The organism is Oscillospiraceae bacterium NTUH-002-81 (assembly GCA_032620915.1).
Lineage (GTDB): Bacteria > Bacillota > Clostridia > Lachnospirales > Lachnospiraceae > JAGTTR01.
Genome location: CP136052.1, coordinates 2994782 through 3007163 on the forward strand (window position 1 = coordinate 2994782; position 12382 = coordinate 3007163).

Below are 12382 nucleotides of genomic sequence, written 5' to 3' on the forward strand. Positions count from 1 at the left end.
GATATAGAAAAAGCCGACTGGCTCTCAAAAGAACACCAATCGGCGATGTATATGAATTTTTATGTTAGCCCTGCAATTCGGCCAATAATCTGTCTGTTTTTATAACATAGGCGTATGCCGCAGGATTGACCTTTCTCATATAGCGAAGAGAAGCCAATTTTTCCTGCTCTATCTTCATATCCAAGAACTTCGCATAGTCATTTACGCGCAGATATTCTGTATCCGACAACAGACATGCAACCATATACATGATCTTAGCAGCTCTCCCAGCGGCAATCTCTGGCGTATAGTTCTCGGCATAAATATGGCTTCTCAGTTCCCGAATACCCTTTACATAAATCGGATATTCCTCTTTGCTCACTTTTCCACGGGATGCAATGCACAATGCAGCTTCAAAAGTATCCCACAAGCAATCTTTACTGTTGCTTTCAATTCCTCGATAAGCGATTTCCGCCTGTGCAATTTTCCCATATGTAGGTCCTATCTGCTGAAAATCTGTAAATATCTCCAGCAGAGAAGATACATCATAGAACTGCTTCATGACTTCCATGTCTTTTCCGCAATTTAACGGAATACCTGTGGTGTGTGGAGCAAATGCTGTCAATTTATCCGCCAGAATGCAGTTTGCTGACGGTAGGGAAACAGTAAGATATTCCGGTTCTGTCAAAAGAAGATCATTCTGAATTTCTTTTTGAACCAGCTCTGAGTAATGATTGTGTTCAAACAGAACATCCAGAAGAATGTAGAATGGTCTGTTATTGATTGGAGAATCATAAGTGAACTTAAAGTGCCTTTTTTCAATATTGTTCTTTCCAATCCACTTCTGTTCCTCAACAGCCTTAAAAGGGAAAATCTCCGATGCTCGATCCAAATACTTATCCAAATCTGTACCCGGTTCAGCAATAATATCAATATCTGTAGATAACCGACGCGGATGTTCCATCAGCAGCATAAGGCAGGTGCCACCTTTGAAAATAAAGGGCATACCAACCTTCGCAAGTGCTTCCAACAGTCCAAACGCATATACAGCACGTTCCAAAAGTACAGGATCTCTGCGACTGGTCCTTTGCAGCTCTCTAATATGTTCTTCGGCAAAATTCTCTTGTAACAGCATATCTTTACCTCTTTGTTCGTAATGTGATGTTTGTTTTCTCTCTAATCAGTTTCTTAATTTTTTTATCAACGGCTCTGCGTGCTGCATATCGAAATAGACAACTCTCATCTACCACATACATGGAAAATGCGTCCTCATATATAGTCGGATATTCACTCTCACTGACAGAATCAAGCAGTAGCGGGTCTGCAACTATATCAACAAGCAATTTCTCCAATCGTGTATGCCATGGGATTCCAGCGCTTTTCGGTGCCTCTGTTGTGAGCTTGTTAATAACAATCATATTGTCGCTCCAATACTGGTGATACATTTCCAGTGTTGGGTTAATAAACACTTTTCCAAAATACTGGTCCTTTAGCATGTCAAACACAAATTCTATTACATCAGATTCCACAGATAAAAACAGAACATTATGTGCAAGTTGATGATTCACAAAATCATTGAGCTGAATCAGTTCCAGGATAGAAAAATCTACCAGCGGATATTGTTCCTGTATCAAAGATGCCACTTCTACCGCCAGATCAGAGTATTCGTGGTCATATGGTCTTGCATTATTACCAGGAAGGCAGTACAGGCCGTTACCAACACGAGCCAGATCACCATCTTTAACCATTGACGCAAATCTTTTATAAAAGGAAGCATCGCTTAATTGATATCCAGCGTTACGGAACGATTGTAATACTTGTTGCCTGTTGAAACATTTTTGATTCTTTACACCTTCAAAATATCTCGAATCGGTCATTCCTACACCTCCATCTGATTATTTTTGCGGCAGTAAACGTCATTTGCTGCCGCTACAATAACAGTATATTCATGTCAAACGCTTTTGTCAATATTTTTGCGGCAGTAATCTCGTTTTACTGCCGCAAAAATAGTTCTTCTATATAGTATGACCGATATCTCCAATTCTATGCACATTCAAATCGTTTTGATTTTTTTGAGATACGCCACCGCATCGGTATGACCACGGAAGTAAATCTGCTGTCGCTCCATATCATCCCGCTGACGTACCAGATGCAGATACTGTGTAAAGGCTGCGTGTTCCTTAGCGGTCAATCGAATTTCTCCGCTAGGTGTAGATATGTATCCTGCTTATAATTTGATGTCTGCCAATTTTCGAAGAACAGGAGCTCCTTTTTTCCAGCTAAAATGTGAGCGGTCTCATCGGAAAAACTAGGCGTATTTTTCCCATCGCCAACGCTAACCGTCGTAGGGAAGGCATACTCTTCTGGTTGGCACAATATTCCTAAATCTGCTAATTGGGAAAATTCTTCTCTGGAACAAGAAATCTGAATAGAATAAAGCCGGAGGAATAGGGGCATAATGCTCCTGCAGGATCAAATCCTTGGCCCAGTTCCGAAGAATCTCTGCCGCAAACAGAGAAGAACGCTGCAAGCAACCAGTCACACTGCGGCTTTCCCCTCAAACAATCAGACGTGCAAAATCCCTTGGTAAAGGATACACTTCCGTTCTCAGTCGCATACTTGAAAGCGCCCTTGAAAACCCGGATATTGTAAAACATTATCTTTGATAAGTAAGCGCCTCATAATCCACCGTCCGGCAAGATCAAAGTAGAGATGAGATAATGAGACCGAGGTATCAGAAGACCCATCGGTACCAAAAGTCTCAAGGAGGTCTCAGGAATGCCGGACGAGTTTCAAACCCTGAAAAAAGAGAGAAGTATCGAAATCATAAAAGCGTGCAACGGAAGCGGTATGCCAAAGCGGCAATGGTGCCGGGAGCATGGGATCAGCTACAGCACGTTCATGCGTTGGCAGAGGATCCTGCGAAATGAGCTTGCGGGAGAGATCATGGTTACACAGGCAGTGGTTCCACTGCAAATCGAGCCGCAAGCTTCCCGCTGTACGCCTGCTCAGGAAGTCACGATACAGAAAGACGGTATCTCCATCAGCATGCACGGAGTAAGCAGCGATACGGCGAATATGTTCGATTTCAACGAGCAAACAAAGCAACCTATCTTGAATTTTTTAAGCAGAATAGCAGATCCCATATTATCGTTGACGGCCGTGCCTACACGATTGACCAATTTTTAAAACTATACTGATTTGAGCACTATCTGGGCTATCCCGGATAGTGCTCTTTGGTTACGGGCGATTATTGTGCGGATACTTTTTTCTTTCTTTTTTTCCCGGTTTATGTTAGACTGAAGCTACTTTGAAAGGAGGCGCCTATGAAACGCTTTTTTGGCCGCGCTTTTGGCGGCATTGACTGTATTTACCCTTACAGGCTGCGGAAAAACAGAGAATCCCGCTGAACCGGTGACGCCGGGACAGGCAGAGGAACCCGCCACGCCCACGGAACCGGAGCTGACGCCGGAGGAAATCGCGGAACAGGAACGTCTGGCGGCGGAAAAGGCCCGTGAAGAACGGCTGCAGGGACTACTGGACTCCATGACCTTAGAGGAAAAGGTGGGACAGCTTTTCTTCGTCCGGTGCCCGGAGACCAACGCCGTGGAGGATATTTCCACCTACCATTTAGGAGGCTATCTGCTGTTCGGACGAGACTACAAGGACGGCGACAACTGGCTGACGTGGGAGCAGTTCATCCAGAAAATCGAGAGCTACCAGGATGCGACCGCTATCCCCCTGTTTATTGGAAGCGACGAGGAGGGCGGCACCGTCACCCGGGCCAGCCGAAACCCTAACCTCTTCTCTGAACCCTTCAAATCTCCTCAGAAGCTGAACTACATCGGCGGCATTGAAGAAATTCTCCGGGATACGGACACCCGAAGCCGGGAGCTGCGGGCACTGGGCATCAATGTAAATTTCGCGCCGGTGTGCGACGTGTCCACCGACCCGAAGGATTTCATCTATGACCGGACGCTGGGGCAGGACGCGAACATGACAGCGGATTATGTGAGGCTGGTGGTGCCGGCCATGACAGAGGGCGGTACGCTGCCGGTACTGAAGCACTTCCCCGGCTACGGTAATAACGCAGACACCCACACCGGCATCGCCGTGGATCAGCGGCCGATGGAGACCTTTGAGACTGCCGACCTGCTGCCCTTCAAGGCGGGGATCGAGGCCGGGACTCCCTTTTGTGCTGGTGAGCCACAACATCGTCAACTGCATGGACCCGGAGCTGCCGGCGTCCCTCTCCCCCTGCCGTTCACAAAATTCTGCGGGAAGAATGCGGCTTTGACGGCATCGCCATCACCGACGATCTGGCGATGGACGCCGTGAAGGCCTACGCCAAGGACGGCGCTGTAGTTGTGCTGGCCTTGCAAGCGGGAAACGATATGGTTGTTACCACGGACTACCGGACCCAGATCCCCGCCGTCATTGCGGCGGTGCAGGAGGGCACATTGGATGAAAGCGTCATCGATGACGCCTGTCTCCGGGTACTGCGGTGCAAGGACACCTTTTTGAGGATCCCAGAAAACAATCCCTGATTGGATATTCCATGAAAACAGCCTGATTTGCTGCATTTTTTTGAAAATGTGCAACCAAAACGCCTCTTTTTTCGTCTTTCCTTGTGAACAGCTATTGGAAAGACCGGTCTATGGGAAAGGAGCATTTCTATGAAAAAGTCTCTGCGTTTTTGCGTTTTACTAACTTTCGCCGCCGCGCTGCTGACGGTCTCCGTCTTTGCGGACACTTTGATAAGAAGAAACCCACCTCATATGCAGAGGTGGGTTTCTTCTTATCATTTTTCAACTATCCAAATATGTTCTGGACTAAATCGAAATGTGTACTTTATATCTTTATTGAAATTAGACTTACCAGTCGTCATTGCAATCACCGTATATTTTTTCTTGCCTCTAAATCCGACCTTGTTAAAATCTGTGACACCGAAGCCGTCGGCACATATAGACATAGCATCCTATTCTTGCAGATGATTACTGTATCATCTGCGTACCTTACAAGAATACCGTGAGTAAATCCATACTTTTCCCACAGTCTGTCCAGTGTATTTAAGTAGATGTTTGCCAATAACGGAGATATAACTGAACCTTGACTTGTTCCCTGTTCAGAAATTGTCAGTACATTTCCGTATAATACTCCTGATACTAACCATTGTCTTATCAGCTTCAATATCCTACGGTCTGATATTCTCTGCTCTACCAGTTTCATCAGCTTATCTTGGTTTACGTTATCAAAGAACTTCTCAATATCTGCGTCTACTACATAATAGCCCTTGTTGTTACACGCTTTTCTTACCACTTCCAGTGCTTGCTTGGCACTTCTTTTCGGTCGGAATCCATAGGAACAATCTCTAAAGTCAGCTTCGAATACTGGCTCTATTGCTATCTTGGTAGCCATCTGCACAATTCTGTCCTTGACTGTTGGTATTCCAAGAGGTCTTTCACTTCCGTCTGGTTTTGGTATCATAACTCGCTTTACTGGGGATGGTTTGTACTTTCCATCCATCAGTTCCGATTTGATTTCTGACAGGTATTTTTCAATTCCCATCTCTTCAATATCTTCGATTCTGATACCATCTACACCACTGGAACCTTTGTTAGCTTTTACCCGTTTCCATGCTTCAAAAAGTATATCATCCCGATATACCTTATCGTAAAGTACATGAAATCTTCGGCTATCGCATTTCTTGGCTGTCAGATATAGTTTGTTTTGAAGTTGTCGAACTTTTTCTTTGGAGTTGTTAGTCTGCATGACATTCTCTCACTCTTACCCTCTCTACAAACGTGAATGAAGCAAGGAACCTTCCCATAGACTGCGTTTTCTTGCACAGGCATTATCGGTACTATGTTCCTCTCCGACTCCCTCCCATCAGAAATACGATTTCGCCAAGCTTATACGCTTTCTTTTTACCTTTCGGTGATGGGTAGGGTCTCTCCAGTTCCGAACCACACTTTTCATACATACCGTTTCCTCTATACCGAGGGATTCCTCTGTGCTGCTTTCCAGTTTCTTCACACGTTCCATGGCTTTCACCCATATACCCAAGGTTCAGCTTCCCTTTGCTCTCTTTTCAGAGACCCTTTTAACGATACGGCAGAATTCACTTTATGTTACGGTCTGTATAATTGCTCGCCCCTCTTACCGAGGTTACTTTATCCACTCGCTTAGTACCCTGCATTACTGCAACGCACCGAGTTTAGCTATACGGCTCACTGGCGATTACCGTGACCGGACTTACACCGGCTAGTGTGGTCCAGCTTCGCTGGACACACGAAATAGAAAAAAGCCGCCACTTCAAAATTAACAGTGAAGTGACGGCTCTTTCTATCGCCGGAATACGAGTTCCTGAAATGAAAAAAAACACCCAGCATTTATACTGTGTGCTACATCAAATTCATATTCAATTATTCAAATTAGCTCAAACTATGCCAAACTGCCACAGCCAAAAAACGAGGGGAAGGAGGGCTGAAAAGCACCCCAAAAATCGGCTCTCGGTTAACCACTTTGGGAACCACTTCCCCCTCTTTTTTGCCCTCTTTTTGGCCAGTTAACCACTTGCGGACCACTAAAAATCGGATGAATTCGGCTCTCGTTTTGCCAAATTTGGTCAAACTTTTGTCACCCGTTTAGATATAGCAAAAGCCCGGAAAACCTTGATTTTCCGGGCTTTTTGAACCATTTTGATATAGTCTGAGCAGTCGATTATCGCTTGCTGAACTGAGGTGCGCGACGTGCAGCCTTGAGACCGTATTTCACGAAACCGAAGCTCGATTTTGCTTGATTTTACGCGGTTTTTCAAGCTTTTTGCTCTTCGTCCACCAGTTCTTAAACCCACGATTTTGTAGGCTTTTGTCGGATTTTAACCCTAATCTTTTTTTGATGTGTCGATTGCTCTGTTGATCACCCCATGTAATTGGGCAGGTTTATTATACTTGACTTTGGCGTAAATGTCCATAGTCACCTTGCTGTTTTCGTGTCCGGCAAGATACTGTACGGTTTTAGGATCAACCGAAGCATAAATCAGATTCGTGATATAAGTGTGACGCAATTGATGCGGTGTCACTTGAAAATCCATCGTATATACCAACTTCGGATTGTTCGGCTGATGCTCACCAAGCTTCGGCTTTACCACATGCTTAATCTTCTGCTCATTCACATAGGTGTAATAGCAGCGTTCTTCCGTAGAACGAACTGCTATGTACTTCCACACCCTCACGAACTGGGATTCAGCCAGAGCGTTACCATTCCTGTCAGAGATCACATATTCCGATTTTGACTTTTCTTTTGCCTCTTTCAAACATTCCACCAGCTTGCCCGGAATAGGAATGTCCCTTTTAGCTGCTGGCGTTTTTAATTCTGTTGAAATTACCGGACGATTATTCACAGAACGCCATGCTCGCCGTACCGAAATATATGGAGTGGCTTCATCCAGGAAAACACAATCCCATCGCAGTGCAAGAATTTCTTCCCGCCGCAACCCTGCGTACAACCCAATCATTACGAAGACATACGGTGGTAATCCCCTGATTGTATCCAGAAGAATTTTCACCTGCTCATCCGTCAATGCCTTCTTTTCCTGCTTTGGTGTTCCGCCTTTTGCGGAAAGCGACGCAGCCGGATTATAACTGATGATTTTGCTTTCTTCTGCTGAATAGAAAACACATTTGATCAGCATATTCATTTTGCTGTACAGGGAAGCTGATTGCTTGGAGATTGGCACCAGCAGCAAGCGAAGGTCATCGGTCGTCACTTCGTCCATATACATATCTCCAATAGCGCCAATAATATATTTTCTTATCGTGCGCTCATATCCACTCAATGTGTTTTCTCGCACACTCGCCGAGCGCATCTTCAACCATTTTTCGCAATACTCAGCTACTGTCGGGTTATTCTTCCGGAATATTTCATCCTCAATACTGCGCTTCATCTCAATGGATTTATCGTACAGCTCTTCAGGAGTCTGTGCATATAGCGAAATCCATTTTCCATCCGCATCCTGCATTCGTGTTCTGTAATATTGAACGCCCCTCTTCATAATTGTTCCATATTCCGGCACTACTTTTTTTTCTTGCCATTATTGCTTCCTCCATTTTCTTGATATATCCAAATTGATCTTTGCTCTTTAATTATCCAGAATGCTGCTCCGGTTCTCAAGGATGTCGGCTATATGTAAAAAGAGCAGGGATTATCCCTACTCTTTTTGATCTCATTCATGAAACTGTCTGGCCTATTCTGCATCCCACAGTGTAAAGGTATCCTCTAATATACCCGCCAGTTCATCCGGTCGGTTATACTTTGCCTTTGCATAAATGTCCATCGTTATCTTGCTGTTCTCATGACCGGCAAGATATTGAACTGTTTTAGGATCAACCGATGCGTGAATAAGATTTGTAATATAAGTATGCCGCAGCAAATGTGGTGTCACTTCAAAGTCTAAGCTATAAACCACCTTTCCATTATGCGCAGCTCTTTCGCCCAGCACTGGTTTCACCGTATGCTTCACTCGTTTTCCATTCTCATAACGGTAGTAGCTCCGTTCCTTTACAGTTCTGGTCACAATATACTGCCAGAGCCTCTTAAACTGCGTATATGAAAGCGGTTCGCCCTCGTTGTTCGCAACAACATAGTCTGATGTGGAATTCTCCTTTGCTTCTCTCAGGCATTTCGCCAGGCAATCAGGAAGCGGTACATCTCGATGAGCAGCCTTTGTTTTCAGTTCAGACATTATTATCGGTCGATTGTGCTCTGTATGCCAAGCTCTGCACACTGTCAAATACGGTGCTGCTTCATCCAGAAAAACTGAATCCCACTGCAATGCAAGAATTTCTTCTCGCCGAAGCCCCGCATACAAACCAAGCATCACAAATACATACGGTGGTAATCCTCTTATCGCATCCAGCAATCTCTCCACCTGATCATCAGTCAAAGGGTTTTTCTCTTTTTGAGGAACGCCCCCGTTCTTTCCAGACAAATAAATTGTAGGATTGTCCTGAATCACTTTGCTTTCCTTTGCCGCCGCAAAGATGCTCTTATAAAGTATATTGACCGATTTGTACACAGACGCTGATTTTTTGGATACCGGAACCAGTGCCAGACGAATATCATCCGCTGTAACATCTGCTATATTCATATGACCCAGAGGCTTTATAATATGCCGGTTTACTTTCGATGTGTAATCCGTCAACGTAGTGGCTCTTACCTGTGCGGATTGTAACAACAGCCACTTTTCGCAATACTCCTTTACTGTGGGGGATGATCTACGAAAAGTATTATCCTCAATCTGCTCTCTCGCTTCGAGCACTTTATCATATAATTCTTCACGGGTTCTGCCATACAACGCCACCCGCTTTCCATCAGCATCCTCAATTCGAGTCCGGTAATATTCCTTACCCGCCATGATGACGGTTCCGTACTGAGGAATCGCATATCTTTTTCTTGCCATCTTCGACACCTCCAAACTTTTAGCTGATATATTCATTATTGCGAATAACCTGCCAATACTCAACGATGTCGAATTCCGCTCCTGGCTGTTCTCTTCTTTCGGAAAGTCGGATTGTTATCCTTCGGCCTTGCACGATGTGTAGACCTTGCAATATACTCCTGAAGTCCAACTTCAGTAAAATAAACACAGCCATTCTCAACATACTGAACGTAAGTGATCAGCCCTTCCATTCTTGCATGATCCAAGGTGTCCAGGCTAATCCCCAACATCTCAGCGGCTTCTTTACGCTTAATCAATTTATCCACCATCAAAATTCACTTCCTTTCGGCATTTGCCTTGTCTTTTTTTCTCCGCCTGTTCCGGAATATAATATCCAAGCTGCACTTTCACAGCTTCATCAATTCCGCGCATCTGTCCCTTACTTACCTTGCCGAGATACCGAATCACACAGGTCTTATCACATGTATCAAGCTGCTCCGCCAATACCATCGAAGATCTTGCCAGCCCTTTTGCCTTCCGAAGGAAATAATGTGTTGGCTGGCTTCTTTTTTTTTGAATCTTCGTTGTCAGAGGAGCAACCGTAATCGTCGGCGAATAAAAGTTGCCGACATCGTTCTGAAGAACCACTACCGGACGAACACCGCCCTGCTTTGATCCTATCGGAACACCAAGATTGGCAAGGTAAATATCTCCTCGCCGGTAAACCCAGTTTTCTTTCATCTGGTTGCCTCCAATCCCATAATCATCTATGGATAAAAGCTGACAAAAAATAATACAACTGCTTTATTCTGACAGCTTTTCTTAAAATATGGTTTCTCTGTACTTTTTCTTGGTACCCCAGAGATCGGGGATTTCTCACAAGCGGCAGTGTGCTTCACTGCTCCATTGGAATTTAACCATCCCGCCTTCTTTATGGCCGGACCGCGAATTACGGAAGTATCATTGTCCCTGACAGGCTTTTTACACCACCGTCGGTTGCAATCCGACATTTGCTGCTGCGATTCCGCTTCGCCCCTGTTGGGCATCATGGCGTGCAGTCGAAGGCTCGTTCTGTCAGTAATGTACTTGGAGAATGAGTATTCAATTTTCATAGTTCATCAGCCTTGTTGCCTTAGCTGTAAAGTAAGTATAAAAGAATGCGGTTTTACATAACACGCCGGAAACTGCGACTTTGCCCACCTAATTTTGCGAGTTCACATCAGTGCTTCCTGAAGCTGCGTAATGGCATCCTGCACTCTCTTTTTCAACGCATCCACATCCTGTCTCTTGCCAATAATCAGATAATCCAGCGTTACTCCAAAGAATTCCGAAAACAGAATCATGTCGTTATAAGATGCCGATATTACTCCGCGCTCAATTTTTGAAATGCGTTTTGCATCAATATCAATCGCCTCAGCCAGAGCCTCCTGCGTATACCCTTTTGATTTGCGCAGCTCTTGAATTCTTGCTCCACATACATGCTGATCGTAATACATACTTTCTCCTTCCGCACAGCCGGTACAGAACCGGACCAACGGAAGGTCAAAAAAGGAGCCGCATGACGGTGAAGAAAAAATCCTGTGCCGATAAAACAGAACATGGGTATTCCATAATTCTGTCTCATGCGGCATTCGGAAGACTTCGCCTGTCAGCGGCTCCACAGCACAGCTATGACTTATAAAATTGTGTTAATAGGGTTATTTATTGTCATCTCAACCATTCAGAGACGAATAGTAGAGCTGCAATCTCCGTAATCTTCTCATCTCCAAAACATTGAAGACGGTCTCACGTCCGCAGGCCTTGCATTTGGTCTGCACATGTCCTCTGGTATCCTCAAAGACGATGATTGAATTATGTCGGCAATAAGGACACCTGACAATCCTGGGCTTTTGCGAAGCAATCGCATCCTTTGCCCGGATGATTTTAATCTGCATTTCCGCAGATGGTTCCGATACTCTGATATTCCTGCTCATGGCCACACCTCCAATGGATCACGATATTCATAATCCTTTTTCCGGTTCAGATAGCCCAGTTGTTCCAAGCGGATAGCAGCTGCCGATCTCGAAACGCCAAAGACACCACAGAAAGTATCTATCTTCACCTGGTCTTTGTTATAAAAACGCCATCCATAACATGTCAGAGGCTTTCTGCTGTTGATGAACCACATCGCCCGATCCACTTCTAACTGGGGCATCAGGATGGCAGCTCCCAGCGAATTGGCCTGCCACTCGTTCCAATCTTCCTGCGTTCTCAGAACGCGGGAACCTTTTTTCCTCACTTCCGGTCTCTTATGGCAGGCTATCTTTCGGTCATCGGCATCCAGCTGAAACAATATCTGGTGAGCGCACTCATGTGCCAGCGTAAATCTGCGTTTTCCGCAGAGTTTCCGAATATTCTCTGGTTCAATGAAACTCTTGTCCAGAACCACATCATTAGTTTTCAGGAAGATGCTCCTCTGACTTCCATCAACCTCTATCTGATATTCTGTATCCACATACGCGGTCAGACCATAGATGCTTCCGTCCGAGGACAACTTTTGAAATGACACCTTCAGGTTCAGATAATCGGATGCAAACTGGTCAATGGGTGTCGGAAGCGCAAATCTTGCCGGATCATCTGCTTCGCTGCCGAAAAAGGACTTTTGAAAATCTCTTATCACTGCAACAGCGATTTCTTCTATTTTTTTCTGTGAAAGGATCATAGGCACTGCTCCTTTGCCTCAACGAACCATTTTTCATCTTCGTTGAACAGAAAACTCTCATGCCCACCGATCATGACCGTATAACGAATTCCGCAGCCGCCCACTTTCGTGGAAGAAGCTCGGCACTTATGCTTCAATCGGTCGATCTCATACACCCGTCCGTCAATCCATCGAATTAGGCGCGGGCGAATATTTCCCTCTGCATCCACATCTAAGTTCACAGGTACATATACTTTTCTACATTTCTGTTCCGACATATT

The 12382-nt window shown here is 45.0% G+C and carries 15 protein-coding genes; 4 read left to right on the forward strand and 11 right to left on the reverse strand.

The annotated features are described in order from the left end of the window. Nucleotides 1–64: 64 nt before the first annotated feature. The 3 genes from RJD28_14800 to RJD28_14810 form a co-directional block, all read right to left on the reverse strand. On the reverse strand, nucleotides 65–1114 hold the full coding sequence (locus RJD28_14800; protein ID WNV57482.1) for a nucleotidyl transferase AbiEii/AbiGii toxin family protein: 1050 nt from the start codon (nucleotides 1112–1114) through the stop codon (nucleotides 65–67). A gap of 4 nt (nucleotides 1115–1118) precedes the next feature. Beyond that, nucleotides 1119–1856, reverse strand: coding sequence for a DUF6577 family protein (locus RJD28_14805; GenBank protein WNV57483.1), 738 nt, complete (start codon nucleotides 1854–1856; stop codon nucleotides 1119–1121). Between the two features lie 176 nt (nucleotides 1857–2032). Next, entirely contained in the window at nucleotides 2033–2170 is a 138-nt protein-coding gene (locus tag RJD28_14810; GenBank protein WNV57484.1) for a hypothetical protein, read from the reverse strand. A gap of 289 nt (nucleotides 2171–2459) precedes the next feature. Here RJD28_14810 and RJD28_14815 point away from each other — a divergent pair, with 289 nt between their 5' ends. The 4 genes from RJD28_14815 to RJD28_14830 all read left to right on the forward strand — a co-directional run bounded on the left by RJD28_14815 (nucleotide 2460) and on the right by RJD28_14830 (nucleotide 4526). Next, nucleotides 2460–2645: a BrnA antitoxin family protein gene (locus RJD28_14815; GenBank protein ID WNV57485.1), complete on the forward strand. Its 186-nt coding sequence runs from the start codon at nucleotides 2460–2462 to the stop codon at nucleotides 2643–2645. A 112-nt stretch (nucleotides 2646–2757) separates the two neighbouring features. After that, nucleotides 2758–3168: a helix-turn-helix domain-containing protein gene (locus RJD28_14820; GenBank protein WNV57486.1), complete on the forward strand. Its 411-nt coding sequence runs from the start codon at nucleotides 2758–2760 to the stop codon at nucleotides 3166–3168. Nucleotides 3169–3318: 150 nt separating this feature from the next. After that, nucleotides 3319–4317, forward strand: a complete 999-nt coding sequence (locus tag RJD28_14825) for a glycoside hydrolase family 3 N-terminal domain-containing protein (protein WNV57487.1) — start codon at nucleotides 3319–3321, stop codon at nucleotides 4315–4317. After that, nucleotides 4287–4526 (forward strand): glycoside hydrolase family 3 N-terminal domain-containing protein, encoded by a 240-nt coding sequence (locus tag RJD28_14830; protein ID WNV59642.1) that lies wholly within the window; start codon nucleotides 4287–4289, stop codon nucleotides 4524–4526. Before RJD28_14825 ends, RJD28_14830 begins: the two co-directional genes overlap by 31 nt. A 346-nt stretch (nucleotides 4527–4872) precedes the next feature. On the opposite strand, the gene ltrA is transcribed toward RJD28_14830, so the two are convergent. From ltrA to RJD28_14870, 8 genes are all read right to left on the reverse strand, one after another. Next, a complete protein-coding gene (gene ltrA, locus RJD28_14835; GenBank protein ID WNV57488.1) occupies nucleotides 4873–5751 on the reverse strand; it encodes a group II intron reverse transcriptase/maturase in 879 nt (292 codons plus the stop codon). Between the two features lie 1114 nt (nucleotides 5752–6865). Then, a complete protein-coding gene (locus RJD28_14840; GenBank protein WNV59643.1) occupies nucleotides 6866–8035 on the reverse strand; it encodes a site-specific integrase in 1170 nt (389 codons plus the stop codon). Between the two features lie 192 nt (nucleotides 8036–8227). Then, nucleotides 8228–9442 (reverse strand): tyrosine-type recombinase/integrase, encoded by a 1215-nt coding sequence (locus RJD28_14845; protein ID WNV57489.1) that lies wholly within the window; start codon nucleotides 9440–9442, stop codon nucleotides 8228–8230. Between the two features lie 59 nt (nucleotides 9443–9501). Continuing rightward, complete coding sequence (locus tag RJD28_14850; protein ID WNV59644.1) at nucleotides 9502–9747, reverse strand: DNA-binding protein; 246 nt, start codon at nucleotides 9745–9747, stop codon at nucleotides 9502–9504. Beyond that, nucleotides 9740–10162, reverse strand: coding sequence for a type II toxin-antitoxin system PemK/MazF family toxin (locus RJD28_14855; GenBank protein ID WNV57490.1), 423 nt, complete (start codon nucleotides 10160–10162; stop codon nucleotides 9740–9742). Before RJD28_14855 ends, RJD28_14850 begins: the two co-directional genes overlap by 8 nt. 473 nt (nucleotides 10163–10635) lie before the next feature. Further along, complete coding sequence (locus tag RJD28_14860; GenBank protein WNV57491.1) at nucleotides 10636–10917, reverse strand: helix-turn-helix transcriptional regulator; 282 nt, start codon at nucleotides 10915–10917, stop codon at nucleotides 10636–10638. Between the two features lie 473 nt (nucleotides 10918–11390). Continuing rightward, the gene (locus RJD28_14865; protein WNV57492.1) at nucleotides 11391–12122 is read right to left on the reverse strand and encodes an ImmA/IrrE family metallo-endopeptidase; all 732 of its coding nucleotides are present in this window, start codon (nucleotides 12120–12122) and stop codon (nucleotides 11391–11393) included. Next, complete coding sequence (locus tag RJD28_14870) at nucleotides 12119–12379, reverse strand: hypothetical protein (protein ID WNV57493.1); 261 nt, start codon at nucleotides 12377–12379, stop codon at nucleotides 12119–12121. Before RJD28_14870 ends, RJD28_14865 begins: the two co-directional genes overlap by 4 nt. Nucleotides 12380–12382 lie beyond the last annotated feature (3 nt).